Genomic DNA, 26,615 nt, shown 5'->3' on the forward strand with positions numbered 1-26,615 from the left:
AGATTCAACCTAAAAAAAATGTTTGTTAATCTTTTTTAATACTGCTTGAAGAGCAGTCATTAAATTATTCTTGTTGTCTAGAAATCTGCATCAAATGAAATTTTCTGAGCATCACTGTCGGTATTCATAACACCAGATTTTTGATACTCTGCAACACGTTTTTCAAAGAAATTAGTTTTTCCTTGAAGAGAAATCATGTCCATGAAATCAAACGGATTCGCTGATCCATAAACACGCTCGCAGCCTAACTCTACTAACAATCTGTCTGCAACAAATTCTAAGTATTGTGTCATTAACGCTGCATTCATACCAATTAAACTTACCGGAAGTGATTCTGTAACAAATTCTCTTTCGATATCTAAAGCATTAACGATAATTTCCTTAATTCTTTCTTTTGGCACTTTATTAATTAAGTGATGATTATGAAGGTGGACTGCAAAATCACAATGTACGCCTTCGTCACGCGAAATCAACTCATTAGAAAAAGTTAATCCCGGCATTAAACCACGTTTTTTCAACCAGTAAATAGAACAGAAAGCTCCCGAAAAGAAAATTCCTTCTACGGCTGCAAAAGCAATTAATCTTTCTGCGAAAGAATCAGACTCGATCCATTTTAAAGCCCATTCTGCTTTTTTACCAATGGCAGGAAAAACCTCCAAAGCATTAAACAATTGTGCTTTTTCTGCTTCGTCTTTTACGTAAGTATCTATTAATAAAGAATACGTTTCACTGTGGATATTTTCCATCATGATTTGAAAACCGTAGAAAAATTTCGCTTCAGCATATTGAACTTCGTTTACAAAGTTCTCTGCCAGGTTTTCGTTTACAATTCCGTCAGACGCAGCAAAGAATGCCAAGATATGTTTAATAAAATATCTCTCGTCATCATTTAATTTATTATTCCAATCTGTCAAATCTTGGTGCAAGTCGATTTCTTCGGCAGTCCAAAAACTTGCTTCCATCTTTTTATACCACTCCCAAATATCATGATGTTTAATCGGGAAAATAACGAATCGGTTTTTATTTTCTTGTAATATTGGTTCGATTTGAGACATGATGGATTTTGTTAATTTTTGTATTGATTTTTTGCTCTCAAACAAGCACTACAAAGATTGTCAATTACTGCCAAAAATGAAAGGCAAACTTATTCACAATCTGGCGTAGTTTTTAACAACGGCTAAAAATTGCGATATTTTTCAGACAATAATTAAATATTTGTAAATGAGATATTTAAAAGCTCAAAAACCTCCTGAACAGGCGTAAAATATAGACTTTTAAACTAAAAATGCAAGTACTTTTTAATAGTTTTTAAAAAGTTTTTTTTGAGTTAAAACTTTATTTTTTTGAGTCAAAAATATGTAGTCAAAAAGACCATATAACGGATAGGTAATTTTATGAATTTTTAAGCTCCTGAGCTACCTTTTCAAGTTCCAGATACCAATCTTCGCCAAATCGTCTGATTAAAGCTTCTTTGACAAATTTATAAACCGGAACTTCTAATTCTTTTCCAAGAGAACAAGCATCATCACAAATATCCCATTTATCATAATTGACTGCAGCAAACTCTGTGAAGTCTTTTACACGAATTGGATATAAATGACATGAAACTGGTTTTTTCCAATCTACGATTCCTTGATTATAGGCTTGTTCAATACCGCAAAGCGCAGTCTGGCCGTCAAAAATTACATAAGCGCAGTCTTTATTATCAATAAGCGGCGTTTCAAGATCACCGTCTGTTCCTTTTACCCAAGTTCCCTGCGCTTCGATTGCCTCAATTCCTTCTTTACGCAAAAATGGTTTTACTTTTGGATAAATCTCTTCCAAAATTTTAGTTTCGGCCTCACTCAAAGGCGCACCCGCATCACCATCAACGCAGCAAGCTCCTTTACAGGCAGACAAGTTGCACACAAATTCTTTTTCAAGAATATCCTCCGAAATAATCGTTTTTCCTAACTGAAACATGATCTTAAAATACTGTTATTTATAAAGTGCAAAGATAGTCAAAGAAAACAGATAAACACTCTTAATATTTAACCGCAAGGCACGCAAAGATTCACAAAGCTTTATCACTTTTCTATCCTTTGCGTACTTTGCGTAAATCTTTGCGAATCTTTGCGGTTAAATTATCTTTTGTTACAAATATCACTTTTTCAATACGGAAAACATGTTTTTATAACAAAAATACAAGCTGTCGAAAAAACACCTAACTTTATTATCTACTTTTGCAGCAGTTTTTAAACCCTCAAAATCAAAGCGATATGTTAGAAATCGATTTTAAAGAAATTGTCACAGTCAGTATGGTACTTTTTGCAGTAATTGATATTGTAGGGTCTATCCCGATTATTGTAAATCTTAGAGCTAAAGTGGGGCATATTGAATCTGAAAAAGCTTCGATTGTTGCAGGTGCCATCATGATTGTATTTTTGTTTGTCGGCGAGGGCTTGCTTAACTTAATCGGAATCGATGTTCACTCTTTTGCTGTTGCGGGTTCTTTTGTATTGTTCTTTCTTGCTTTAGAAATGATTTTAGGAATCAGGATTTACCGTGACGAAGAACCAGGCTCCGCTTCTATCGTGCCGCTGGCATTTCCGCTTATTGCCGGTGCAGGAACGATGACGACTTTATTATCTCTTAGATCGCAATTTCACACTATAAATATCATCATCGCGATTTTACTAAATATCATCTTGGTCTATGTGGTTTTAAAGTCATCCAAAAAGATCGAAAATTTGTTAGGCGAAAACGGCTTGGGCGTTGTTCGCAAGACATTCGGGGTGATCCTTTTAGCAATTGCTGTTAAATTATTCGCTGCTAATGTTAAAGGTTTGTTTGTCTAAAATTAATTTTTATACTTTTACCCCATAAAATTTCTAAAATACAATTATAAGACATTTTTTCACTTATAGTTCTACTTTTATTATTTTAGACAAACAAAGACAATCTTATGAAAATTTTCACTTCAATCTTAGTGCTTTTGGCATTAGCTTTAATTGTTTTTAATATTACGCTATTAGATTTTAAGAATCCTTTTCAAGGGGATAGTATTGTAGCTTTTATTGGAATCGCCGCTTCGTTCTGCGCAGTTCTGATTCTTTTGATCTTTAGAATTTCTAAAAGAATTGAAGAAAAAACAAACGGTCAATAATATATGTTTGACGTTTTAATTATCGGCGGAGGCGTATCTGGAATATCTTGTGCATTGGTTTTAGGATCTGCAAAAAACAAAGCTTTTGTTACCGACAAAAAAATCGGAATTTTTACACATCAAAAGAATTCTTCTCTACAGGAAGCAATTTTCTACAATGCTTATGGCATAACGCCAGGAAAACTAGGATCTGAGTTACTGACAGAAAGCACACAGGATTTAGCTGTGACTTATCCGCACATTACTCAAATTCCAAATGAAAAAGTAATTCGTATTGAAGGAAGTTATCCCGAATTTACAGTAGTTACTAATAAAAACTCTTACAAGACAAAAAATATTGTGGTAGGAATTGGCTCTGCTAATACTTTTGATATTGAAGGTTTAATGCAGTTTGTAGAACCTCATAAAAAGGCTTTACCAGAAAAACAAAGAATCCAGCTTAAAAACGAAGATCATAAAGTTGCAGACGGAATTTACGTTATTGGAACTCTGGCTGGCTGGAGAAGCCAATTAGCGATAGCTGCCGGAAGCGGTGCCGCTGTTGCAACTGATATTCTAACTTTATGGAATAACGGCACACAAACACACTCTCACGACAGCATTCGATAAAACATCTTAAAAAATAAACCATATAAGTTATATAAGGTCATTTTAGCTTTGCGCATAATTAAATGAACTTATATAACTTATATGGTTTTAAAATTTTATGTTTTTATTTTATTTAACCGAAACGATTTCTGTCACTTTAATATGATTTTCATCTTCGGCTTTCCATTTTTCTCCTTTTACAGAAACTACATCACCGATTTTTAATTGTTTGTAATTTTGCGGGCCGCCTACATTTACAATGCTTATTGTCGCAAAGTAAACCTCTTTATTGTCTGTTGTGATTTTCGCTGTGTATCCGTCTTTTCCGCTTTCTATAGATTCAACTTTTCCTGAAACAGGAGCATTAGCATCATTTTTCATCGTTGTACAAGAGATTACAAAAGTCATCAAAATTACCAGTAAACTTATTTTCTTTAGATTTTTCATATATATGGTTTTATAAGCAACAAAGAAAGTAATCTTCTTTCTGTTTTGCTTTACGTTTTCATTAAATTTATTTTCAAAATTTATGCCAGCTGTATACAGCTTCCGGCAATAACTTTTAAAACTCCATTGGTTTCTCTCCAAACTCTTATGTAGCGCAATACTCCATTGATTGCAGTATTGTCATAAGTTCCTTTTAATGAAACAGTAACAGCTACAACAGCAGTTTCTTCAATTAAATTGATAATTTGATCTGAGGCTTCCAAAGATTCTATCTTCATTTTTCCAGAACGATAGGTTTCCAAATCATACTCTTTTGTGATTGTATTTCCGTCGGGAAGATTAAAAAGAAGATCATCATGCAGCAGTTTTTCTAAAACAGCAATGTCAGCCTTTTTAATTGCTGTTAGAAGTTCAATTTCAGCATTTACAACTTTACCTATATCCATCTCTTTTTTTACTTAAAATTAAAAAAAATCTGCCGAATCTGCTAAACCTGCGAGACAAAAAACAGCTCTCGTAGATTTAGCAGATTGGCAGCTTTATTATTTTTTTGAAATCTTTATTTTATTTCTTCGGATTTAGAATTGTTTTGATCATGGCATCCTCTTTTAAGATTACGTCGTAATAATACAATTCTCCATATAATTGTCGTGCAAATTCTGCAGTAATATGACGGTTTACCAAAGCTTTGGTCTTATCCAGCTTTAAATCTAAACCAGTTTGCAGCATATAATTTTTAAACTTTTTAAAATACAGATCTGAGCTTTTCATTTTAGTCAAAAACTCACTAAACTGAACACCATCAAAAACGTGGCGATTTTTATCTAATTCTTCAAAAACAAAATGACCTACAATACCAGTCTGCATTAAGTAAGCAACATTTTCATTTCCGTGCTCAGCTTCCATCGGAACAAAAACATCTGGGACAATTCCGCCGCCGCCGTAAACTATTTTACCTTTTGGTGTTTTAAACTTTAAGGAGTCTGCAACTTTTATACTGTCTTTTGCATACAATTCGCCAGTTACTACTCTAGCTTCAGATTCTTTAAAATATTCTTCGTTTCCTTTTTTATAAGGTTTCTGAATAGATCTTCCTGTTGGTGTATAATATCGCGCTACGGTCAGCCTTACAGCAGATCCGTCATTAAAATCCATTTCTCTCTGCACCAATCCTTTTCCAAAAGAACGTCTTCCAACTATGGTGCCGCGATCACTATCCTGAATTGCTCCAGCTAAAATTTCACTTGCAGAAGCACTATTTTCATTAATTAAAACATATACTTTCCCCGTTTCAAAACTACCTGCTTTTGTGGCATATGTTTTTTCTGTAGAACCATTTTTACTTTTTGTAAAAACGATCAGCTGTTTGTCTTTCAAAAACTCATCGGCAATTGCAATCGCTTCTTCCATATACCCGCCTCCATTATCACGGAGATCAATTACAAGAGATTCAATTCCCTTTTGCTTCAGCCTTGCAAGACCCGTTTTGAATTCGTTAAAAGTAGTTTCAGCAAAACGATTGATTTTGATATAACCTGTTTTGTTTCCAATCATTATAGAAGCATCAACACTCTTGATCGGGATCACGTCTCTTTTGACTTTAAATTTCAGGTTCTTTTTCTCGGATTTTCTAAAAACGGTCAATTCTATTTCAGAACCCTGCAGCCCTTTTAATTTAGAAAACAAGCTGTCTGAAGGCAGTCTTCTGCCGTACAATTTAGTTTTTCCGGCAAAGAGAATTCGGTCTCCCGATTTTAATCCGGCTTTTGCGGAAGGTCCGTTTTCGATTGGCTTTATAATCGCAACCGAATCTTTATACATATAAAAATTAATTCCGATTCCGACGAAATCGCCTTTCATGCTTTCGGCAACTTCGGCTTGTTCTGTCGGCGGAATATAAACAGAATGCGGATCTAATTTTGAAAGGATATTATCGACAGTCAGATTTACAATAGAATCGGTATTGATACTGTCAACATATTCGTTATTAATAAAATCGATTAATTTATTGAGTTTGGTTTTCGAGTAGTTTTTAGCCAAAAGCTGTTCATCTGCGGGAGCACTCATCAGACTTCCGAGAATAGTTCCGAGAGCAAAAGTCCCTCCGATTACGATTGGCAAATATTTCGAATTAAATTTCATTATTCTTCTAAAACGGGAATATGTTCTACCTCAACACCTGCTTTTATTAAAAATTGAATTCCAGAATCGTCACGATATCCATCTTGATACACTACTCTTTTTATTCCGGATTGATGAATCAGCTTACTGCATTCTTTACAGGGCGAAAGCGTAATGTACAGAGTCGCTCCTTCACAGGATTGAGTCGAACGCGCGACTTTTAAAATGGCATTGGCTTCTGCGTGCAATACATCCCAGCGTGTTAATCCGTCTTCATCTTCGCAGCAGTTTTCAAATCCAGACGGGGTTCCGTTGTAACCGTCAGAAATAATCATTCTGTCTTTTACGATAATGGCCCCTACTTGTTTGCGTTTGCAATACGAGAGTAAACTCCATTCTTTGGCAATTCTAAGATACGCTTTATCGTACTTATTACTTTTTTTTACTTCCATTTATTTTTATCTGTTCCAAATCGGACTTTCAATAATCATCGGAATTACTACTCCAATAATAAAAGCCGACATTACGAGTGCCCAATCGCGTTTTGAAAAACGAAATACAGTCTGCACTATATATGATATTACCAATACCACAAAAACTACAATCAGCTGCGCCGCTTCGATTCCTAATGCAAACTCTCCCAAAGGTAATAATTTTGATGTTGGTGATCCTCCTAATATTGTTTTGAAATAATTTGAAAAACCAAGACCGTGAATAATTCCAAAGAATAAAGTTATGAAAAATACCAGATTTATGCCATCATTCTTAGCGGTCTTTCCGGCTGTAAACAAATGATATAATGCTGTAATTAATATTGTTATCGGAATCAGGAATTCTACCAAGTTTACTTTTATTGCTACGATTCCGTAAACAGATAGCAGCAATGCTAAAGTATGTCCTACTGTAAAAATCGAAACGAGAACAAAAATCCTTTTCCAGTCTTTAAATAAATAAGGAACCGTTAAAGCAATTAAAAAAAGAACGTGATCGTAAGCATTGATGTCTAAAACGTGTTTTAATCCTATTTGAAAATAAATCCAAAATTGTGACATAGGTATATTGTAATTAAATGATTAGGGGTTGTAAACTTACGATTAATTTTCAAAATTAAAGATTTACGTTACTAAATCCTTCAATAAAAATAAGTTAAATTTTATGAGAAATTTAAAATCAATAATTTAAAAATAGGATTATATTTGTTGCTTAAAAACCGATTTAATTATGCCATTTTCAGAATTATTTGATAACGAATTCAAACAAAGAAACAGAGGTCATTTCTCTGCAATTGTGCGTGTAGCTTTTGCAGACGGAAAAATTAGTAAAGAAGAACAAGAGTTTTTAGATAAAATCGCTTCTACATTACAAATATCAGAAGAAGAATATAAAGAAATCCTTGCTGATCCTTGGAAACATCCAATAAATCCTCCTTATTTATACACGCAGCGTTTAGAGCGTTTGTATGATTTGGCAAGAATGGTACACGTTGACCACCATTTAGGAGACCAGCAGGAAGTTATGTTAACTCGTATGGGATTAGCACTAGGCTTTACTCCAGGAAACGTAAATTATATCGTAAGAAAGGCATTGTCTCTTGTTGACAAAAAAGTAGATTTGGATACGTTCCTTTTCGAAATGGAGAATATGAACAAGTAATATTTAGTGTTCAGTATTCAGGTTTTTAGTGTTCCGTTTATATGCTGATTCCTGAAATTGAAATCTAATTTAAATTATAAACCCGACAGATATTTAAAAATCTGTCGGGTTTTGTTTTTATCTAATCTTTATCAAATCACCATCATCAAATCCTGTAGTTATAGCAATTGCATTCTCGAATAGCGGAATATCAAATTCACCTTCTTTTTGAAGTTCTTTGAAAACCTTTGATACAGCATCTAAAACATGTTCCCAGTCTACATTTGCAAACTTATTTGGTAATTTAAAATATCTATGCACTTGAGCCGGCAATTCCAGACAAGCCCAATCATCATCGTTTTCGTCATATTCAAAACTTCCCACTAGATAAATTGAATATCCATTTTCGTCTTCAAATACTCCAAAATTAAACGCAATTATTTCCTTTGGTGGAATTCCATCAATTTGTTGAATATTATCAATCCAATTTAGAATATCATCTTTCATTTATTTTATCTTTTTAAATTATTAATCAATTTATAAAAACCCGACAGATTTTTATAAATCCATCGGGTTTGTCATATAAAATCGAGCCGAAAACGATGACTGTTACTGAAGACTTTCCTGAAAATTCAGGACTGAACACTTCATTCAGCCGCCATAAACTCTTCTGCTTTTTCTACCATATTATAACTTCCGCAGAAAAACGGAACTCTTTGATGCAGTTCGGTCGGCTGTATTTCCATAATTCTTTGAAATCCGTCGGTTGCTTTTCCTCCAGCTTGTTCTGCAATAAATGCCATTGGATTACATTCGTACAACAAACGTAATTTTCCTTTTGGCGCTTTTGTACTTGTCGGATAAATATAAACACCGCCCTTAATCATATTTCGATGAAAATCGGCTACTAAACTTCCGATATATCTTGATGTGTAAGGCCTGTCCTCTTCTTCACGCTGACAATATTTGATGTAGTTTTTTACACCTTGTGGAAAATGAACATAATTCCCTTCATTTACCGAATAGATATGTCCATCTTTCGGAAATTCCATATTCGGGTGCGAAAGGTAAAAAGTCCCAATCGCAGGATTGAGTGTAAATCCGTTTACGCCATGTCCGGTTGTATAGACAAGCATGGTCGAAGTTCCATAAATTACATAGCCTGCTGCAACTTGATTGATTCCCGGTTGTAAAAAATCCTCGCTGGTTACCGGAGTTCCGATTGGGGTAATTCTTCTGAAAACAGAAAAAATAGTCCCCACAGAAACATTCACATCAATGTTTGAAGATCCGTCAAGCGGATCCATTAAGATCACGTACTTATTATTATGACAGTTGTCGCTCCCCTGAACTGTAATAAAATCGTCGTTTTCTTCAGAAGCAATACCACAGACAATCTCACGGTTTATTAACGTCTGGATAAATACTTCGTTTGCATAGACATCTAATTTTTGCTGTTCTTCTCCCTGAATATTCTGTTCGCCTGCGGCGCCAATAATATCCACTAATCCAGCTTTGTTAACTTTGTAGTTGACGACCTTTGCCGCCAAACGTATCGAGTTAAGAATTCGGGAAAGCTCTCCCGACGAATACTGAAATGCTTTTTGGTTCTCAATAATAAACTCTCCCAGTGTTTTATTGCGTTCTTCCATTGCTAAATCGTTATAGTTTTAATTTTAAGTCACAAATATCGCTTATTTTGTGAGAATGATTTAAAAATTATTTTGTTAGTTTGCTACTATTGTATATTTGCTAATATTTTACATAAACCAACAATCAAAGCTTTGTTTTCTTTGATAATATGGAGATAAAAATACGAATACATGAAATTGCCTCCTCTATGCCTCTGTGAAAACAAATGCTGCATTAGGAAAAAGCAATACTATAAAGGACAAAAAAATAACGTTTAATAATTATGAATATTAGAAAAGGAAATCCTGAAGACATGAAATCGGTGCTGGGACTTATTCAGGAGCTGGCGATATTCGAAAAAGAACCTGAAGCGGTTGTTATTACAGAAGAAGATTTGGTGCGTGACGGTTTTGGCGAAAAACCATTATTTAATGTCTTTGTGGCAGAGATTGAAAACGAAGAAAAACAAAAAGAAATTGTTGGAATTGCATTGTACTATTACCGCTATTCTACCTGGAAAGGAAAAACAATTCATCTTGAAGATTTAATTGTAAAAGAAAAAATGCGAGGCACTGGTTTAGGCTCTGCTTTGTATGCAGAAATAATGAAACAGGGTAAAAAAGATAATGTAAGAAGGGTGGAATGGAATGTTCTCGCTTGGAATACCCCAGCGGTAAACTTCTACAAAAATTCTGGCGCAAATATCTTGGAAGACTGGCAGGTTGTTCAAATGGATGAAGCAGGAATTAATGCGTTCTTAGAAAAATTATAAAAAAAATATTTAGCCACAAATTTCACGCATTACACTAATTTAAATTCGTCTAATTCGTGGCAGACAAAAAATAAAATACTAGATTTCTTTCAATCTGAAATCTAAAATTAAAAATCTAAAATCAACAATGAGAGTATTTAAATTTGGAGGAGCATCGGTAAAAGATGCAAATGGAATTAAAAACGTATATGACGTTTTGCAAAAAGTAGGTTACGAAGATGTAATTCTTGTAGTTTCGGCAATGGGAAAAACAACGAATGCTCTTGAGGTTGTAATCAAAAATTATTTTGAAAAATCAACAGAATTAAGTTCTTCTGTACAAGAAATAAAAAAGTATCACAATCAAATCTTGCTGGATTTATTTGAAGATGAAAATCACGAAGTTTTTGGAGCTGTAAATGCACAATTTACAGAATTGGAATATTTCTTAGCCCATAACAAATCGCCAAATTACAACTTTGTTTACGATCAGGTGGTTAGTTTTGGTGAATTGATTTCTACTAATATTTTAAGTCATTTTATGAATTTCATGGGAATTCAGACGCAGTGGCTTGATGTTCGTAATTTCATCAAAACAAATGCGAACTACAGAGATGCAGAAGTAGATTGGGAAGTTACGCAGCAAAACATCAGCAAAAATGTTCCAAGAAAACAGCTGAATATCACACAAGGATTTTTAGGTGCCGACGATAATAATTTCACTACTACTTTGGGTCGTGAAGGTTCTGATTATACTGCCGGGATTTTTGCTTACTGCCTAAGTGCCGAAAGTGTAACGATCTGGAAAGACGTTCCTGGAGTTATGAATGCCGACCCGCGTTATTTTGAAAATGCAAGTTTATTAAATCAGATTTCATACCGTGAAGCAATCGAATTGGCATTTTACGGTGCAACGGTTATTCATCCAAAAACATTGCAGCCGTTACAGAAAAAAGAAATTCCGTTATACGTAAAATCGTTTATCAACCCTTTATTAAAAGGAACTTGTGTTTCTAAAGGAGTCGATTTAGAACCGCAATATCCATGTTTTATTGTAAAAAGAGAGCAGTTGTTAATCTCACTTTCATCAATTGATTTCTCTTTTATTATGGAAGAAAATATCAGTGAGATTTTTGGATTGTTCCATCAATTTAAAATCAAAGTAAACCTGATTCAGAATTCGGCGATTAGTTTTTCTGTTTGTGTAGAAGATAAATTTGGAAATTTCCCCGAACTGAATGCCATACTTTCGAAAAAATTCAAAGTAGAATACAGCGAAAATGTGACTTTGTATACTATTCGCCACTTTACCGAAGAAGCAGCACAAACTGTCGAAGCAAACAAAGCTGTTTTATTAAAACAAGTGAGCCGTGAAACGATGCAGATTGTGACAAAAGAACTTAACTAGTTTTCTTAGCGTTAATTATTTCAATTCCTTATAAAGGTCTTCTCTTAATTGAGGAGACCTTTTTTAGTTTAAGAGTTTTCTTATGCCAAACAATTACTTTACATTTACTAAGAATATATAGCAGCAATTTATGGCCAAAAAATACAGCGCGATAGTAGTTTTAGTTTTGATTGAGATTAGTATAACTGTTACTTATTTCAATAGTTCGTTTAAAAACAACACTATTTTATCATCTTTATTTACTGCTCTTTTTTTAATTGCTCCTGTTATATATTATTTTTTAAGCCGAAAAAACAAAACGGGATTAACGTTTTGGTTTATTTTTTACACTGCCTTTAAGATTACTCCCTATATATTTTCGATGGAAAATAATCTTTTTGCAAAAGTATTTCAATTGAAAATTTACATAAACATTGTCCTTTTATTTTTTTTAATCTGGAAAGCTTTTTCGTTTATTAGAAACTTCAGACAAACAATCCAGCAAAAGAATAACATTGAACAGGACGAACATTTTGTCATCACTAATTCTTTAAAAAAATCACTTCGATATGAAAGATTAGGAAAAATGATTGCCTTTGAAATCTGCTCTTTCTATTATTGTTTTCTAAAATGGAAAAATACAGATGATACAGAAAACAGTTTTTCTGGCAATCACCAAAGCGGATTGACTGCAATTTATTTAGGTCTAATACTGGTTTCTATTATTGAAGCCGTTGGTTTTCATGCGGTATTAATTGCTCGTCACAGAAATTTAGCGTTTCTTTTTCTGGTACTTCATGTTTATTTGGTAATAAATTTAATTGGCCATTTAAAAGCAGTCTGGTTCAGATCACATCTTATTTTATCCGAAAAAATTATCTTTCGCTACGGGCTTTTTGAGACTATAGAAATTCCTTTTAATAGTATTGACAGCATTTCAAAATTTGAAGGGGATTATGAAAAAAGTCCTGAACTTTTAAAATTAGCCTTATTAGGAAAATTAGAACCTCATAATATTTCTTTAGATTTAAAAAATCTTATGACCATACACCTGCCTTTTGGAATTACAAAAAATACGGCTAAAATATTTCTTCATGTAGATGACGCAAACGGTTTTATTAAAATAGTAATGCGTAAAATCGGCGAAGAGGAAAATTTAAAAAATAAAAAATTACTTCTGTCTTTATAAACTCAAAAACATGAAAATCATTACGCTCCTTTCTAAAAGTCCCATATTTATCATCTGTCTTCTTATTTTTATTGTATGCCGCCTATTTCCGCCAAAAAAAATAAATGATTTTTATGGTTACAGAACTGCCAATTCTAAGAAAAACCAATCAAATTGGGATTTTGCACAAAAATACAGCAACAATCTTTTTATAATTCTTTTATTATTTATGATAGCGATTCAGGTCGTTTGGCACTATGTCGATCCAAAAAATCCCAATGCCGATTTTATGTCGGTTATTGGTTTGTTTTTAATTATTGCAATCGTTTATTATAAAACAGAAAAAAAATTAAAAAAAATGTCTTCTTGAGTTTTCACTCTTTTTTATCCTTTTTCAATTTATCAATTTCCTTTTTAAGTGCTTCTATTTTGCTTTCATATTCTTCGATTGCTTTCTGAGAAAAAGCTTTCGGGTATGCAAAATTTAAATGGCTGCCGGGGTTTTCCATTTTAACAAGATCTTCTGGTGCAATTTCAAAAATCGAACAAATCTTCAATATATGATTTGCCCAGGAATGACTTTCGCCGCTTTCCATTCTCGCGTAGGCAGACTGCGATATACGCAGATAATCTGCCATTTGTTCCTGAGATAAGTTATTTGTTTTCCGAAGTATTTTGAGCTTAGATGCAATGATGGTATTCATACTAGAAAAAATTTGCTTTAAAACTATAGAGGACACTTTAATAAAAATATACTCACATAAACAGCACTTTTTTTGTGTTAAATCAAAAAATAAAATAAAATTACCCGAAAAACGACTAAGACAACAACTTACAAAAATCGTAACTTCGTCTTACAAAATGATTTTTCCCAAATTTTATATCATAAGTAAATGGAAGATAATAGAGAACCTTCTGAAGAAACAAAAGAGCAATGGCATCAGGATCCAGACAACTGGATTTGGGGAATGTTTTATTATAACCCGAAAGATGCCAGATTGTTTCCGCCGAAAAAAGTTAGAGAACTGGGATGGACCATCAATTTTGCAAACCCCAATTCCGTTTTTATAGCCTTCGTTATTATTGGCATTTTGCTTATTATTTCCGAAAAAATTAAACTCGCCCAATAACTTTTCAAGACTAAAATATTCATAAACCTACACAAAACTTTTATCCAAAAAATGAAACTCTGTATTATTAAATACATTCCGCTTATTCTAGGATGCTTCTATCTGACAGTTTCTTTTTATCATTCTAATCATACGGGATGCCGCATAAAAGCAGGAATATCTTTTTTTCTGGCGGTCGGTTTTTCACTTTCTCTTTATCAAAAAATTAAAAATTAAAGTAAAAACCGTAGTAAATTCTTTTATTTAGAACGCTCCTCTGCCGATTCTAAATTCCCAATTATAAATACTACTTTTGGCTTTTTAGAGTTAAAGTATTTATGTTGAAAAAATTACTGTTTTTTACGGTGTTTCTCTGCTGTTCTGCGCTTCAGGCTCAGGAAATAGAATCGTTGTATAAAACAAAAAAAGTAATTGCGGTAAAAGACACCATCCGCCTGGAAGATGTCAGCATTAACTCTGGTTTTTTTGAGATATTAGATGCTAAGAAACAGCTTATAGATACTGCTTTGTATAAAATCAATTTTCAGAAAGGGCATTTGATTTTGAACGAAAAACTAACGTCTGTTCCAGATACTTTAATTGTTAATTATCTCAAATACCCCGATTTACTAACCAAAGAGTACAGCTTATACAAATCGGATCAGGTGGTAAGCAATGATTTGGGTACAGAAAAATTATACCGAATAGAAAATAATACGGGCAAAAAAGCCACTCCTTTTGATGGTTTAAACACTTCTGGAAGTATAACGCGAGGCGTAACGGTAGGGAATAATCAGAACACGGTTTTAAACTCCAACCTCGATTTGCAGATTACCGGAAAACTCTCAGAAAAAGTAAGTTTGCGGGCTTCACTGCAGGACAATAATATTCCGCTGCAGGATGGCGGTTACTCGCAGAAACTGGATCAGTTTGATAATATTTTCATGGAACTTTTCAGCGACAACTGGAACATTCGGGCCGGTGACGTGTTTCTTGAAAATAGAAAAACACAATTTTTAAGTTTTAATAAAAAAGTTCAGGGCCTTTCGGCCAGTTTTGACTTTGGCGGTGAAGAAAACAAAACCAATGTATTTGCTTCGGTTGCTTTTGTAAAAGGACAATATGCCAAAAGCACTTTTATTGGACAGGAAGGCAACCAAGGTCCGTACAAACTAAAAGGCCAGAACGGCGAATTGTATGTTTTGGTTATTTCGGGTTCTGAACGGGTTTATGTAAACGGTGTTTTGCTGAAACGCGGCGAAAACAACGATTATGTTATAGATTACAATGCGGGTGAAATTGTCTTTACGTCACTTTTTACCATAACGTCCGAAATGCGTATTAATATAGAATACCAATATTCAGAACGAAATTACAATCGTCTGGTTACTTACGCGGGCGCTACGCATGAAAACAAAAATTGGAGTTTTGGCGGGTATATTTATTCTGAAAATGATATGAAAAACCAGCCTCTTCAGCAAAATCTCTCTACAGAGCAAGTGCAGATTTTGAGCGAAGCAGGAGACAACATTAATTTGATGAAAGCGCCTTCTGCCTACGAAGACACTTATTCTGAAAATAAAATTTTATATAAAAAGAGCGTTGTCAATGGTATTGAAGCTTACGAATATTCTAACAACCCGGCCGATGTGCTTTACAATGTAAAGTTTAGTCTCGTTGGTGCAAACGCGGGAAACTACATCATTCAAAACAATAATTCGGTTGAACGCATTTATCAATACGTAACTCCTGTAAATGGAATTCTTCAGGGAAATTACGAACCTATTGTACAATTGGTTGCACCGATAAAACTTCAGGTGGCGACTTTTTTAGGCAAATACAATCCGAACGAAAAGACTTTGGTTGACTTTGAAGTGGCGGTAAGCAATAACGATCAAAATTTATTTTCAGGAATCGATGATGGCGACAATAAAGGAATTGCGTTTAAAACCAATCTTAAAAAACGTCTTTTTTCGCGAAACTGGACTTTAGATACTTTTGCCAATTATCAATATGTGCAGCAGGATTTTAAATCAATCGAACGTTTGTATAATATTGAATTTAACCGTGATTGGAATTTAACGGGAACGCTTTTGGGCAATCAAAGTCTGCTGGTTACGGGGTTAAATTTTGATTTGTTTAAAGAAAAGAAAACTTCGGATCTGGGTTTGTTTACCTATCAATTTGAAAAATTAGATTTCAGCGAAAGTTATACCGGAGTACGACATACTACTTCTGCCTTGTTTAAAGTCAGAAAATGGACGATCGAAAATAACGGCAGTTTCTTAAATTCGGATGCGACGGCTTCGACTTCAAAATTTATTCGAAACCAAACCAGGGCCAAATATCATTTTGGAAAAAACTGGGTGGGCGGAAGTTTTCAGCTCGAAGACAATCAGGAAAAGGATAAGGCAGCCAATCAGTTTTCGGCTTTAAGCCAAAGATTTTCAGAGTACGGCGTTTTTACAGGACGAGGCGACAGTACCAAAGTTTTTGTTGAGATCGGATTTTTACAACGACGCAACGACAGTTTACAAAATGGATTATTGCAGCATGTTAACAATTCGCAGACCTATTATCTAAAGTCAAAATTGATTCAAAACAAAAAAACAGATCTGGCGGTATACGCAAGTTATAGAAATCTGGATTTTACTGATACTGCCCAAAAAAATGAGCCTTCTCTAAATTCTAGGATTTTGTACAACGATCGCTTTTTTAATCAATTAATGCAGATCAGTACGGCATACGAAACCAGTTCTGGAACAATCGCGCAGCAAGAATTTACCTATGTTGAAGTACCAACAGGCCAAGGCGTGTATACTTGGAATGATTATAATGGGAACGGAATTCAGGAATTGGAAGAGTTCGAAATTGCGGCTTTTGCCGATCAGGCCAAATATGTGCGTATCTTTTTGCCGAATCAAATTTATATCAAAACCAATCAGAATAAGTTCTCTCAGTCGTTGATATTGAATCCGCTGCAATGGCAGAACGAGAAAGGTTTTAAAAAACTGCTTTCTTACTTTTACAATCAAACTTCTTTTTTAATGGATCGAAAAGTGAGAAGTGATGGAGAAAAACTAGAACTCAATCCGTTCAACTCCTCCGAAGAAAATATCTTGGGACTGAATTCAAGCTTTAGAAATAGTTTGTTTTACAATCGAGGCAGACAGAACCATTCTGTTACGTATTCGTATTTGGTTAACAAGGGAAAAAGTCTGCTTTCTGTAGGTTCTCAAAATGTTCAAAATTATTCGCACCAATTACAGTACACGCATTTGTACCAAAAAAGCTGGCTGTTTAATTTCTTTGCTAAAACAATTAAAACAGATTTGGTTTCTGAAGATTTTGTAGAAAAAAATTACGACATAAATGGCTGGCAATTGGCACCCAAAATCAGTTATTTATTTTCTAAAAACACCAAATGGGATTTGTTTTATGAACTTCAAACCAAAAAAAATCAAATTGGAAATTTTGAAACTTTAGATCAAAACAGAATCGGAACTTCTTTTTCTTATGCCGGCGAAAAAAAAGTAACTGTAAATGGGGAGTTTTCTTTTTATGAAAATAAATTTAATGGTAACGAATTTTCGTCTGTAGGGTTTCAGATGTTAGAGGGTCTGCAAGCGGGTTCTAATCTGGTTTGGAAACTGCTTTTACAAAAAAATATTACCTCTTTTTTGGATATCAATGTAAACTATCAAGGGCGCAAAAGCGAAACGGGACCAACGATTCATACAGGAAATATCCAGCTCCGTGCATATTTTTAATTGCCTGCGAAAAAGATGACAATAAATTGATTAATTTTAGTAGAAATTTAAACATATAACCTTATGAAAAAATTAGTATTAATCTGTTTATTAGTTGTTTTCTCTTCTAATTTTTATGCTCAGGAAACAACAAAAGCTGCAAAAAGCAAAACAGAAACTTCGGCAAAAAAAGCAAAATCTACTGCAGACAAAGCTTCGGCTGATGCCAAAAAAGAAGCAGCAAAATCTAAAAAAGCAGCCGATGATGCTAAAGAAGCTTCATCTAAAGCCAAAAAAGAAGCGGCAGACAAAACTAAAAAAACGGCAGACAAAGAAGCCGCAAAAGCTAAAAGCGATGCTAAAAAAGCAACAAAAGCTGCAGATAACGCAGATGCCTCAGCAAAATCTGCAAAAAAAGCTGCCGCAAAAACTGTAAAAGAAACCAATGAAAAAGCTCCAAAAACACCAGACAAGGTTACTGGAGAATACAACGGAAAAAAAGTTTATACAGGACCAAAAGGCGGTAAGTACTATATTAACAAAAATGGTAATAAGACTTATATTCAGGATTAAGGTTCTTAAGTTCTGAGGTTCTTAGGTTCTTAGGTACTGAGGTTCTGAGGTACTGAGGTACTGAGGTACTAAGCTAAAACTAAACCGAACGTAAGTTCGGTTTTTTTTATTTCTACAGATAAGTATACTATTATAGAAAATATTAATCGTAACAAATTAGCTCCGGCTGGGATTTCTCAAAATATAAACTTGAAATCTTCTTTATAAAGAAAAGAAACTTAATATCTCAGAATCTTAGTTCCTCAGAACCTTAGTACCTCAGAAACCCAGAACCTTAAATTACAGTTAATAATTTAGTAATACCCTCGAAATAGCATCGAAAACATATTTCTTTATCTTCGTTTTTAAAACGTGTTAAAAATGAGTATTGATTATTCTGCGAATAAAACCATTTTAGTAGCTCCATTAAATTGGGGATTAGGCCATGCCACTCGATGTATTCCTATTATCAAGGCGCTTCAAGAGAACAACTATATTCCGATTATTGCTTCGGATGGTGTTGCACTGGCTTTATTACGAAAAGAATTTCCATACATTCAAACTTTAGAACTGCCTTCTTATCATATTGAATATGCCAAGAACGGAAAGAACTTTAAGTGGAAGCTGATCAAAAATCTTCCAAAAATGATTACTGCTATTTTGGATGAGAAAAAAATGGTCAACAGCTGGATTAAAAAACATGGCATTGACGGTATTATCTCTGATAATAGATTAGGAGTTTTCAGCAAAAAAATTCCTTCTGTTTTTATGACGCATCAGTTGAATGTCATGACTGGAAACACGACTTGGTTTACTAGTAAATGCCATCAGCATATTATTAAAAAATACAACGAATGCTGGATTCCTGATACTAATGGAGCCCTAAATCTTACTGGAGATCTGGGACATCTTAAAAAGAGCAAACTCAATCTAAAATACATCGGACCGTTAAGCCGCATGAAAAAAAAGGAAACTCCAAAAGTATACGATTTGATGATTATATTGTCGGGGCCAGAACCTCAGCGTACTTTTTTGGATGAAAAACTGCAAAAGGAAGCTGCAAATTATAAGGGTAAAGTGGTTTTTGTACAGGGAATTGTAGAAAAAGCACAAGAAAAATGGCAGGCTGGAAATGTTACTTATTACAATTTCATGAATTCTAAACAACTTGAACAAACTTTTAATGAAAGTGATTTTGTTCTTTGCCGTTCGGGTTACACAACCGTTATGGATTTAGCTAAATTGGGCAAAAAAGCATTTTTTATTCCGACTCCAGGTCAATACGAACAGGAATATCTGGCGATAAAACTGCAAGAAGAAAACTTGGTTCCGTATGCTCTGCAGGACGACTTTACCATAGAAAATCTTTCTAAGGTCGAATCTTTTAAAGGTTTGTCTCAATTTGAAAATGAAATCGACTGGGATTCTCTTTTTACTGTTTTTGAAGATAAAACTGCTTGATAATGGAACGCGGATTAAACAGATTCGCTTTCGCGAAAACGGAAATAAAAACGGATTACTCTAACAAATATGAATTGCCTCCAGCTTCAGCTCGAGGTTTTTTTTGATATCTACAAGAAAGGCTTTAGCCAAACTAATTAGTTTGGCTAAAGCCTTTTTTCTCTTTTATTCTTAATCCCCAGCTCAAGCTGGAGGCAATTCCTCTTTTTGAATGGCAGTAAAAAAGGATGAAAAATCCGTTTTTATTTCCGCTTTCGCGAAAGCAAATCAATCTCATCCACGACTATTTTTTAAAAATTAAACTGAGCCTGCAGTCTCAAAACATTTCCCTGCTGTCTGTTGATTGGCAGTGCGCTGTCTTCAAAAGTTCGGTCTGCAATTACGTATTCGGCCGTTAATTCTAATGCTTTGATTGGCTGCCATTCTACACCAATTTCGTAATCTCTTACAACGTAACTTCTGGCATCTTTTTCATATTTTTTTCCTCCGTCATAATATTGAAATTTTGCAAAAGGATAAATATGCTGTTTTTTAATGTCCCATTTATAGTTTAACAAAACATAACCCCCATTTAGATCTGTTTCATCTACTGTTTTAGTCAAGGTATTGTATCGAGGTCCTGTACCAATATTATATTCTGTCTGAATTCCGAACGGTCTTGGATACAAAACAAAAGTTGCACCAACTCTTTGATCTTTTACATACTGCGGATCATTTACAGTAACTCCTGATGAAATTTCACCAGTAAAAGCCCATTTTCCAGTGTAAGCCTGAATTCCTGGTTCGATAATCTGGCTTCCAATCACAAACGGATAGGTAACTCTTGTCACTACATTTATATCTCTATTTCCATCTAGTTTGTTTGCAATTTGTCCGTTGTAAACTCCAAAAGCAAAAACTCCAAAATCACCAGAACCTTTGTAACCGTCTTTTACCAGCATCGCAAAACGTTCTCTAATTTCGGCTGGAGCCCAATAAAAGAATATTCCTAAATCACGTTCGTTTAAGATCGCACTGTTTATTGCATCGGCACGGTCTAAGGTCAAACGCTGCGAACTTGACTGCATATTTTCGAAGCCATATGGAATTTTACTCTGACCGACACGAACACGGTATTCTCTTTTCTTATCAAAAGAAAGATCAAAATACAAATCTCGAACCTGTACAAAGTTCTGGATTCCGGTACTTGGCGAACTCGCAAAATCGGGTTGAAAATAGAAAAACACATTTGGATGAACCTGCCCTGAAAATACTAAACGCGCTCGGCGAATAAAAAGTCCGTTATTTGATTTTGCATCTGGAACTGTAGAAGTTGTTCCCCAAGATTTATCGCATTGCTCGCAGGAAACTTTGTCGTTTGTAGAAAGCAGCCCATTGTAACGAATTTGAGCGTATCCTCTAAGAGAGATTCTATCGTACCAATGTTCTTCGCCGCTAACTCCAGACTTTGTATCTGGTAATTTTGCTTTATTGATAGAATCTAAAATACGCATTACTTCGTTTTTTACATCCTGTTTGTTTAACTCTTGTGCCTTAACTCCACAAGAAATCATTACTAAAATGGCAACAATGGTTCTTTTTATCATCTTTTTCTACTACCCTTAATTTCAGGATGCAAAGATGTATCACCTATGTTAAGAAATCATTAACCAGATGTTACTATAATAAAAATTTAATGTTATGAGCCAGGCTTAAAAGTTTATTTAGTGTTAAACCCCTTGTTTTAAGCCTTCTCGCGAAAGTTTGGTTACAATTTTTTAAAGTCAATTTTTTGTGATCTATTGGCTTTTTCAAGTGTAAAAGAGAACTCAGAACCAATTCCGAACTCACTTTCTACGTAAACTTTCTCTTTATGCGCTTCAATAATATGCTTAACAATTGCTAATCCTAAACCAGAACCTCCCTCAGAACGGGTTCCGCTTTTATCAACACGGTAAAAACGTTCAAAAAGTCTCGGAATATTTTGTTTTTCAACCCCTTCTCCATTATCACTGATACGGATTAAGACTTTTTTCTTGGTCAAGTTTACAACGCCTACTTCTGTCAAACCGCCTTCTTTTCCGTACTTAATAGAATTGACAATCAGGTTTTCTAAAACCTGCTGTATTCTGTCCTGATCACCTCGAATAATAACCGACTGAACATTTTTGCTTTCAAAAGCCAGTTTAATTTTCTTTTTGTCGGCTTTCATTTCTAAAAGTTCAAAAACACTCTGAATCAATTCGACAATATCAAAATCAGTCATATTCAAATCCAAATCTCCCGATTCTAATTTGGTAATCATATCCAGATCTTCGACTATATAAATAAGGCGCTCTACTCCTTTTTCGGCACGTTTCAGATATTTTTTTCGAATGTGCTTGTCGTCCATGGCACCATCAAGTAAAGTAGAAACATAACCCTGAACGGTAAACAATGGCGTTTTTAATTCGTGCGAAACATTTCCTAAAAATTCTCTTCGGTATTGTTCGCGAATCTCCAGCATTTCGATTTCCAGTTTTTTATCCGTTGCAAACTTTTTCACTTCACGCGAAAGAGTTTCCATATCGGTATTAATCGGTTGATTGATAAGTGTAGTCGATTCTAAAAGCGAAACCTCATCGTAAATTTTCTTAACTCGTCTGTAGATAAAACGCTCTACACGATATTGCAAAACCAAAAACGAAAAGATGTAAATGCTGATAATGAAAATTATTCCAAATGCAGCTTGATGTTTCAGCTCCTGCTCTTTGTAAATCAAAGACATCAACAGGAGCACAAATCCTGTCGCAAAGAGACTGATATACAATGCCGATTTGATAGCAAATTTGTATGTTTTTTTAAAATTAATTTTCATTGAAAAATTTGAACCATTAAGATATTAAGGAAATTAAGTTTTTGTTTTTAGGTACTCTTTAATCAAAATCAGAAAAAGAATAACTCAAAAACCATATAAGAAAATGAAGATTATAAACTTCAATTCTTATATGGTTTAAATGTATTGAATATTTTAAAAATATCTGAATGTATTTAATCTTTACTAAAATTCAAGTTCAAAAACCTTAGCAGCTTAGAAACTTAGCATCTTAGAACTCTAAAATTAAACTTCAAATTTATAACCCACTCCTTTTATTGTTTTAAAAAGATCTTCGCCGATTTTCTCACGCAGTTTTCTGATGTGAACATCGATTGTTCTTCCGCCTACTACTACTTCGTTACCCCAGACTTTATCCAAGATTTCGTCTCTTTTAAAAACTTTTCCAGGTTTTGAAGCTAACAAATAAAATAGTTCAAATTCTTTTCTTGGCAGGGCAATTTCGACATTGCCTTTAATGATTTTATATTCTTCACGGTTAATTTCAATTCCGCCAACATTTAGAGTATCTGTAACTACTTCTTGTTCTTTTAACCTTCTTAACAAAGCCTTTACTTTAGATACTAGTAATTTCGGTTTAATAGGTTTGGTAATATAGTCATCAGCACCTGCATCAAAACCAGCCACTTGAGAATAATCTTCGCTTCTTGCTGTAAGGAATGTTATGATAACATTATTCAACTCAGGAATTTTTCTAATATGCTCACAAGCTTCCATTCCGTCCATTTCAGCCATCATCACATCCATAATAATTAATTCCGGCAATTCTTTCTGAGCCTTTGCAATAGCATCTTTTCCGTTAGAAGCTGTTACAATCTGGTAGCCTTCCTGAGCTAGGTTGTAGCCAACGATTTCTAAGATATCTGGTTCGTCGTCAACTAATAAAATCTTAGTTTGTGTTTTTTTCATAAATAGCAAAAATTGAGATTTTTACATCAAATATTCGTAATTATTTATCCGATGTTTTTTATTTCACGGGGTAAATATACTAACAAAAGAACCTTTAAAAATTGGTGTTAACTGTAATTTAATCTCGTAACAATTTGATAATCTTAACAACACAAAAACATAACAAGTTCGTAACATCGACTTTACAGGGCGGTTCTTTCTTTGCACCAAAATAAATTAACACAACACTGAACAATGAAATTCAATTTAAAATTTCTATTAATTGCATTATTTACCTGTACGATTTCGATCGCGCAAAACAAAGGTACAATTTCTGGAGTTCTTACCGACAAGGAAATGAACAATGAAGTTTTACCATTCGCTAATGTTTTAATTAAAGGTACAAATATTAGCGTAAATACCGATGTTGACGGAAAATATTCTTTGAGCGTAAATCCAGGAAATTATACTCTTGTTTTCAGCTTTTTAGGATACGAATCTGTAGAAACCCCAGTTGCGGTAAAGGCAAACGAAACTGTGGTGGTTAACCAGGCACTTTCGTCTGGAAGTTACACTCTTAAAGATGTAGTGGTAAAATCTACCGGACCAAGTAAGCAGAAAGAATCTGCTTTACTTTTGGAGCAAAAAAATGCTGTAGATATTAAACAGTCTATTGGAGCTCAGGAACTTTCTCGAAAAGGTGTGGGCGACGTAGCTGCTGCTGTAGTAAAAACATCAGGTGTTTCTAAACAAGAAGGAAGTAACAACGTATTTGTTAGAGGATTGGGTGACCGTTACAACTCTACTTCTATGAATGGACTGCCAATTCCATCTAATGATCCTGAAAGAAAAAATATTGCACTTGATTTATTCTCAACTGATATTGTTGAATATATTTCTATCGATAAATCTTATACGTCAAGAATGTACGGTGACTTTGCCGGAGGAAATGTAGATATCGTTTCTAAAGATTACCGCGGAAAAGGTATGTTTGAGATTTCGTTAGGATCTAAAGTTAACACCAATGCATTACAGCAATCTGATAACTTTTTATTGCAGCAAGGACCAACTAAAACAGGTTTTGTTTCTTATGGAGTTCCTTCAAACGCTTTGACTGGGTATAATTTTGGAAACAGCTTAAATCCAACTAAAGAAGCTCCTTATGCTGGAAGTTTTAACTTAAAAGCAGGTACAACTTTTAACATTGGCGACGAAGGAAAATTAAGTATTTTTGGAACTGCTGGTTTTAGTAATGGTTACGAATTTAGAGAAGGATTAAGCCAGAGCGTAAATGCTCAGGGCGTAAGTCTAAGATCTTTTCAAGAGCAAAAATATACCTACACTACCAACACTACTGGAATGTTTAATGCAAATTACCGCTTAAACAAAAACCACAAAATTGGTTACAACTTTTTGTTCGTTAATTCATCTGAACAAACAAGAGACAACTATTTTGGTTCTGATAGAGATTTTGATAATGATGATGCCGATCTTTTGGTTCAGAGAGGTACGTTTACACAAAATACTGTTTACATCAATCAACTTTTAGGAAATCATAAAATAACAGACAAAATTGATTTTGACTGGGGAGTTTCTTACAACACTGTAAAAGGTGACATGCCAGACAGAACGCAGAACAAAATGTTCTTAGACCGTGCAACTGGTATTTACAATATCGCTCAAACAACAATTACTGACAACCAGAGATACTACCAAAACCTTAAAGAGGATGAAACAGCTGCAAATCTTGCTTTTACATACAAATTGGGTGATAAAGAAACTGGCGAATCTAAAGGAAAGATTGTTGCAGGATACAACGGAAAATTCAAAAAACGTGATTTTGAAGCCCTTCAGTTTAACTTTAACGTTACAGAACAAGGACAGAATACGCCTGTTTTACCAAATGAGTTAGATTCATTTTTTAATCAGCAAAATTATGCTAACGGTGTATTCGGAATTAGTGCTTTTGCAGGAATGACACCTCAAACGTACAGCGGTGAACAGGACATCCACGCAGGATTTGGAACTTTTGAATATAAGTTTGGCACCAAGTTTAGCTTTAATGCAGGTATTAGATACGAAAAAATATCTCAAATGGTTACTTGGAGAACACAGCTTGATGCAACTGGTGGAAAAAACACTTTTGACAGAAACGAATACCTTCCAAGTCTTGTATTGAAATATGAATTGAATGAAAAACAAAACCTTCGTTTCGCTGCAAGTAAAACATATACATTACCACAATTTAAAGAACGTGCTTTGTTTATTTACGAAGATGTAATGGAAACTAAAATTGGTAACCCATACTTATACCCTTCTCAAAATTACAATGTTGATTTAAAATGGGAAATGTTCCCTAAAAGTGACGAGTTATTCTCTGTAACTGCTTTCGGAAAATACATTCTAGATCCTATCAATGAAGTTGTAATTGCATCTGCATCTAATGATATTTCTTGGGTAAATATTGGAGATAAAGGTTATGCTTATGGAGTTGAGCTTGAAGCAAGAAAAAACATTTTTGAAATCGAGAGCGAATTTACAAACAAACTTGCTTTTGGATTTAATGCTTCATTCATGAAAACAAACCAGGATATCGATTCTGATAAAGTTCGAAGAGAAACAAACAGTACATTAAACATAAGTCTTACAGACACAAGTTCTGGCTTTACCGGAGCTTCAGATTTAATTTTAAATGCTGATTTATCTTATACTAGAAACTGGAAAAATGATTCTGGAATTATAGCAACATTAGCATACAATCATTACTCTGATAAACTATATGCAATTGGTGCTTTAGGAAAAGGAAACTTAGTTGACAAATCTATGGGCTCTTTAGATCTTATCTTAAAAACTAAACTAAATAAAAGTCTTGGAATTGATTTTGGAGCAAGAAATTTATTGAATCCAGAATTTAAAAGAGTACAAGAAAATGCTGGTGGAGATGTTCTAGTTTTTAACTATAAAAAAGGAATCACATTTGGACTTGGAATGAATTACCAGTTCTAATACTTCAGAAGAAGTTATTAGCAATTCCTTAACATTCGATTAAAAAACATATAACAAAGACATTACAAGGGCTTAACACACATTCAGCCATTAGTTATAATCTTTGCATAAACACAAACTAATTA

At 34.1% G+C, this 26,615-nt stretch carries 26 protein-coding genes; 13 read left to right on the forward strand and 13 right to left on the reverse strand.

Annotated elements, in window-relative coordinates; translation table 11 throughout:
- Positions 1-77 precede the first annotated feature (77 nt).
- Together C4F50_RS19645 and C4F50_RS19650 are read right to left on the reverse strand one after the other, a co-directional pair.
- Positions 78-1,055 carry a ribonucleotide-diphosphate reductase subunit beta gene (locus C4F50_RS19645; protein ID WP_194140352.1) on the reverse strand — a complete coding sequence of 326 codons (978 nt, stop codon included), beginning with the start codon at positions 1,053-1,055 and terminating at the stop codon, positions 78-80.
- A 337-nt stretch (positions 1,056-1,392) separates the two neighbouring features.
- Complete coding sequence (locus C4F50_RS19650; RefSeq protein WP_194140353.1) at positions 1,393-1,962, reverse strand: DUF3109 family protein; 570 nt, start codon at positions 1,960-1,962, stop codon at positions 1,393-1,395.
- 296 nt (positions 1,963-2,258) lie between these two features.
- Here C4F50_RS19650 and C4F50_RS19655 point away from each other — a divergent pair, with 296 nt between their 5' ends.
- The 3 genes from C4F50_RS19655 to C4F50_RS19665 all read left to right on the forward strand — a co-directional run bounded on the left by C4F50_RS19655 (position 2,259) and on the right by C4F50_RS19665 (position 3,754).
- Positions 2,259-2,837, forward strand: coding sequence for a MarC family protein (locus C4F50_RS19655; RefSeq protein WP_194140354.1), 579 nt, complete (start codon positions 2,259-2,261; stop codon positions 2,835-2,837).
- Positions 2,838-2,944: 107 nt separating this feature from the next.
- A complete protein-coding gene (locus C4F50_RS19660) occupies positions 2,945-3,145 on the forward strand; it encodes a hypothetical protein (RefSeq protein WP_194140355.1) in 201 nt (66 codons plus the stop codon).
- A 3-nt stretch (positions 3,146-3,148) separates the two neighbouring features.
- A complete protein-coding gene (locus tag C4F50_RS19665) occupies positions 3,149-3,754 on the forward strand; it encodes an FAD-dependent oxidoreductase (protein WP_194140356.1) in 606 nt (201 codons plus the stop codon).
- 108 nt (positions 3,755-3,862) lie between these two features.
- On the opposite strand, the gene C4F50_RS19670 is transcribed toward C4F50_RS19665, so the two are convergent.
- The 5 genes from C4F50_RS19670 to C4F50_RS19690 form a co-directional block, all read right to left on the reverse strand.
- Positions 3,863-4,180: a hypothetical protein gene (locus C4F50_RS19670; RefSeq protein ID WP_194140357.1), complete on the reverse strand. Its 318-nt coding sequence runs from the start codon at positions 4,178-4,180 to the stop codon at positions 3,863-3,865.
- Positions 4,181-4,260: 80 nt separating this feature from the next.
- Positions 4,261-4,626, reverse strand: a complete 366-nt coding sequence (locus C4F50_RS19675) for a nuclear transport factor 2 family protein (protein WP_194140358.1) — start codon at positions 4,624-4,626, stop codon at positions 4,261-4,263.
- A 118-nt stretch (positions 4,627-4,744) separates the two neighbouring features.
- The gene (locus tag C4F50_RS19680; protein WP_194140359.1) at positions 4,745-6,322 is read right to left on the reverse strand and encodes a S41 family peptidase; all 1,578 of its coding nucleotides are present in this window, start codon (positions 6,320-6,322) and stop codon (positions 4,745-4,747) included.
- Positions 6,322-6,753, reverse strand: a complete 432-nt coding sequence (locus tag C4F50_RS19685; RefSeq protein ID WP_194140360.1) for a deoxycytidylate deaminase — start codon at positions 6,751-6,753, stop codon at positions 6,322-6,324. The genes C4F50_RS19680 and C4F50_RS19685 overlap by 1 nt, the downstream gene beginning before the upstream one ends.
- Positions 6,754-6,759: 6 nt before the next feature.
- Positions 6,760-7,353, reverse strand: a complete 594-nt coding sequence (locus C4F50_RS19690; protein ID WP_194140361.1) for a HupE/UreJ family protein — start codon at positions 7,351-7,353, stop codon at positions 6,760-6,762.
- Positions 7,354-7,522: 169 nt separating this feature from the next.
- On the opposite strand from C4F50_RS19690, the gene C4F50_RS19695 reads away from it, so the two are divergent.
- Entirely contained in the window at positions 7,523-7,954 is a 432-nt protein-coding gene (locus C4F50_RS19695) for a tellurite resistance TerB family protein (RefSeq protein WP_194140362.1), read from the forward strand.
- 117 nt (positions 7,955-8,071) lie between these two features.
- On the opposite strand, the gene C4F50_RS19700 is transcribed toward C4F50_RS19695, so the two are convergent.
- The gene (locus C4F50_RS19700; protein WP_194140363.1) at positions 8,072-8,440 is read right to left on the reverse strand and encodes a hypothetical protein; all 369 of its coding nucleotides are present in this window, start codon (positions 8,438-8,440) and stop codon (positions 8,072-8,074) included.
- A 140-nt stretch (positions 8,441-8,580) separates the two neighbouring features.
- Positions 8,581-9,585 (reverse strand): class 1 fructose-bisphosphatase, encoded by a 1,005-nt coding sequence (fbp, locus tag C4F50_RS19705; RefSeq protein ID WP_194140364.1) that lies wholly within the window; start codon positions 9,583-9,585, stop codon positions 8,581-8,583.
- Between the two features lie 263 nt (positions 9,586-9,848).
- Between fbp and C4F50_RS19710 the strand changes: the two genes are divergently transcribed.
- The 4 genes from C4F50_RS19710 (at position 9,849) to C4F50_RS19725 (ending at position 13,241) form a co-directional block, all read left to right on the forward strand.
- Positions 9,849-10,337, forward strand: coding sequence for a GNAT family N-acetyltransferase (locus tag C4F50_RS19710; RefSeq protein ID WP_194140365.1), 489 nt, complete (start codon positions 9,849-9,851; stop codon positions 10,335-10,337).
- Positions 10,338-10,464: 127 nt separating this feature from the next.
- On the forward strand, positions 10,465-11,724 hold the full coding sequence (locus tag C4F50_RS19715; RefSeq protein ID WP_194140366.1) for an aspartate kinase: 1,260 nt from the start codon (positions 10,465-10,467) through the stop codon (positions 11,722-11,724).
- A gap of 361 nt (positions 11,725-12,085) precedes the next feature.
- On the forward strand, positions 12,086-12,892 hold the full coding sequence (locus C4F50_RS19720; protein WP_194140367.1) for a hypothetical protein: 807 nt from the start codon (positions 12,086-12,088) through the stop codon (positions 12,890-12,892).
- A gap of 10 nt (positions 12,893-12,902) precedes the next feature.
- Positions 12,903-13,241, forward strand: coding sequence for an SdpI family protein (locus C4F50_RS19725; protein WP_194140368.1), 339 nt, complete (start codon positions 12,903-12,905; stop codon positions 13,239-13,241).
- Positions 13,242-13,245: 4 nt separating this feature from the next.
- Here the strand turns inward: C4F50_RS19725 and C4F50_RS19730 are convergent, their stop codons facing one another.
- A complete protein-coding gene (locus C4F50_RS19730) occupies positions 13,246-13,575 on the reverse strand; it encodes a helix-turn-helix transcriptional regulator (RefSeq protein WP_194140369.1) in 330 nt (109 codons plus the stop codon).
- A 189-nt stretch (positions 13,576-13,764) separates the two neighbouring features.
- Here C4F50_RS19730 and C4F50_RS19735 point away from each other — a divergent pair, with 189 nt between their 5' ends.
- The 4 genes from C4F50_RS19735 to C4F50_RS19750 all read left to right on the forward strand — a co-directional run bounded on the left by C4F50_RS19735 (position 13,765) and on the right by C4F50_RS19750 (position 19,742).
- A complete protein-coding gene (locus C4F50_RS19735) occupies positions 13,765-14,001 on the forward strand; it encodes a DUF5808 domain-containing protein (protein WP_194140370.1) in 237 nt (78 codons plus the stop codon).
- A gap of 317 nt (positions 14,002-14,318) precedes the next feature.
- On the forward strand, positions 14,319-17,750 hold the full coding sequence (locus C4F50_RS19740) for a DUF8818 domain-containing protein (RefSeq protein ID WP_194140371.1): 3,432 nt from the start codon (positions 14,319-14,321) through the stop codon (positions 17,748-17,750).
- A 63-nt stretch (positions 17,751-17,813) separates the two neighbouring features.
- Positions 17,814-18,302, forward strand: coding sequence for a hypothetical protein (locus C4F50_RS19745; protein WP_194140372.1), 489 nt, complete (start codon positions 17,814-17,816; stop codon positions 18,300-18,302).
- A gap of 360 nt (positions 18,303-18,662) precedes the next feature.
- Positions 18,663-19,742, forward strand: coding sequence for a glycosyltransferase (locus C4F50_RS19750; RefSeq protein WP_194140373.1), 1,080 nt, complete (start codon positions 18,663-18,665; stop codon positions 19,740-19,742).
- Positions 19,743-20,032: 290 nt separating this feature from the next.
- On the opposite strand, the gene C4F50_RS19755 is transcribed toward C4F50_RS19750, so the two are convergent.
- The 3 genes from C4F50_RS19755 to C4F50_RS19765 all read right to left on the reverse strand — a co-directional run bounded on the left by C4F50_RS19755 (position 20,033) and on the right by C4F50_RS19765 (position 23,505).
- Positions 20,033-21,328, reverse strand: coding sequence for a porin (locus C4F50_RS19755; RefSeq protein WP_194140374.1), 1,296 nt, complete (start codon positions 21,326-21,328; stop codon positions 20,033-20,035).
- Between the two features lie 161 nt (positions 21,329-21,489).
- On the reverse strand, positions 21,490-22,578 hold the full coding sequence (locus C4F50_RS19760; protein ID WP_194140375.1) for a sensor histidine kinase: 1,089 nt from the start codon (positions 22,576-22,578) through the stop codon (positions 21,490-21,492).
- Positions 22,579-22,821: 243 nt separating this feature from the next.
- Positions 22,822-23,505 carry a response regulator transcription factor gene (locus C4F50_RS19765; protein WP_008465097.1) on the reverse strand — a complete coding sequence of 228 codons (684 nt, stop codon included), beginning with the start codon at positions 23,503-23,505 and terminating at the stop codon, positions 22,822-22,824.
- Positions 23,506-23,739: 234 nt separating this feature from the next.
- Here C4F50_RS19765 and C4F50_RS19770 point away from each other — a divergent pair, with 234 nt between their 5' ends.
- Positions 23,740-26,490, forward strand: coding sequence for a TonB-dependent receptor (locus C4F50_RS19770; protein WP_194140376.1), 2,751 nt, complete (start codon positions 23,740-23,742; stop codon positions 26,488-26,490).
- Positions 26,491-26,615: the final 125 nt, after the last annotated feature.

Source organism: Flavobacterium hungaricum (assembly GCF_015182285.1).
GTDB lineage: Bacteria > Bacteroidota > Bacteroidia > Flavobacteriales > Flavobacteriaceae > Flavobacterium > Flavobacterium hungaricum.

Coding starts and splice junctions, on each gene's coding strand:
- C4F50_RS19680 (WP_194140359.1), bottom strand. CDS start 6,322: ATGAAATTTAATTCGAAATATTTGCCAATCGTAATCGGAGGGACTTTT.
- fbp (WP_194140364.1), bottom strand. CDS start 9,585: ATGGAAGAACGCAATAAAACACTGGGAGAGTTTATTATTGAGAACCAA.
- C4F50_RS19655 (WP_194140354.1), top strand. CDS start 2,259: ATGTTAGAAATCGATTTTAAAGAAATTGTCACAGTCAGTATGGTACTT.
- C4F50_RS19645 (WP_194140352.1), bottom strand. CDS start 1,055: ATGTCTCAAATCGAACCAATATTACAAGAAAATAAAAACCGATTCGTT.
- C4F50_RS19760 (WP_194140375.1), bottom strand. CDS start 22,578: ATGAAAATTAATTTTAAAAAAACATACAAATTTGCTATCAAATCGGCA.
- C4F50_RS19695 (WP_194140362.1), top strand. CDS start 7,523: ATGCCATTTTCAGAATTATTTGATAACGAATTCAAACAAAGAAACAGA.
- C4F50_RS19730 (WP_194140369.1), bottom strand. CDS start 13,575: ATGAATACCATCATTGCATCTAAGCTCAAAATACTTCGGAAAACAAAT.
- C4F50_RS19765 (WP_008465097.1), bottom strand. CDS start 23,505: ATGAAAAAAACACAAACTAAGATTTTATTAGTTGACGACGAACCAGAT.
- C4F50_RS19670 (WP_194140357.1), bottom strand. CDS start 4,180: ATGAAAAATCTAAAGAAAATAAGTTTACTGGTAATTTTGATGACTTTT.
- C4F50_RS19745 (WP_194140372.1), top strand. CDS start 17,814: ATGAAAAAATTAGTATTAATCTGTTTATTAGTTGTTTTCTCTTCTAAT.
- C4F50_RS19700 (WP_194140363.1), bottom strand. CDS start 8,440: ATGAAAGATGATATTCTAAATTGGATTGATAATATTCAACAAATTGAT.
- C4F50_RS19750 (WP_194140373.1), top strand. CDS start 18,663: ATGAGTATTGATTATTCTGCGAATAAAACCATTTTAGTAGCTCCATTA.
- C4F50_RS19710 (WP_194140365.1), top strand. CDS start 9,849: ATGAATATTAGAAAAGGAAATCCTGAAGACATGAAATCGGTGCTGGGA.
- C4F50_RS19725 (WP_194140368.1), top strand. CDS start 12,903: ATGAAAATCATTACGCTCCTTTCTAAAAGTCCCATATTTATCATCTGT.
- C4F50_RS19715 (WP_194140366.1), top strand. CDS start 10,465: ATGAGAGTATTTAAATTTGGAGGAGCATCGGTAAAAGATGCAAATGGA.
- C4F50_RS19735 (WP_194140370.1), top strand. CDS start 13,765: ATGGAAGATAATAGAGAACCTTCTGAAGAAACAAAAGAGCAATGGCAT.
- C4F50_RS19665 (WP_194140356.1), top strand. CDS start 3,149: ATGTTTGACGTTTTAATTATCGGCGGAGGCGTATCTGGAATATCTTGT.
- C4F50_RS19685 (WP_194140360.1), bottom strand. CDS start 6,753: ATGGAAGTAAAAAAAAGTAATAAGTACGATAAAGCGTATCTTAGAATT.
- C4F50_RS19690 (WP_194140361.1), bottom strand. CDS start 7,353: ATGTCACAATTTTGGATTTATTTTCAAATAGGATTAAAACACGTTTTA.
- C4F50_RS19755 (WP_194140374.1), bottom strand. CDS start 21,328: ATGATAAAAAGAACCATTGTTGCCATTTTAGTAATGATTTCTTGTGGA.
- C4F50_RS19675 (WP_194140358.1), bottom strand. CDS start 4,626: ATGGATATAGGTAAAGTTGTAAATGCTGAAATTGAACTTCTAACAGCA.
- C4F50_RS19650 (WP_194140353.1), bottom strand. CDS start 1,962: ATGTTTCAGTTAGGAAAAACGATTATTTCGGAGGATATTCTTGAAAAA.
- C4F50_RS19740 (WP_194140371.1), top strand. CDS start 14,319: ATGTTGAAAAAATTACTGTTTTTTACGGTGTTTCTCTGCTGTTCTGCG.
- C4F50_RS19770 (WP_194140376.1), top strand. CDS start 23,740: ATGAAATTCAATTTAAAATTTCTATTAATTGCATTATTTACCTGTACG.
- C4F50_RS19720 (WP_194140367.1), top strand. CDS start 12,086: ATGGAAAATAATCTTTTTGCAAAAGTATTTCAATTGAAAATTTACATA.
- C4F50_RS19660 (WP_194140355.1), top strand. CDS start 2,945: ATGAAAATTTTCACTTCAATCTTAGTGCTTTTGGCATTAGCTTTAATT.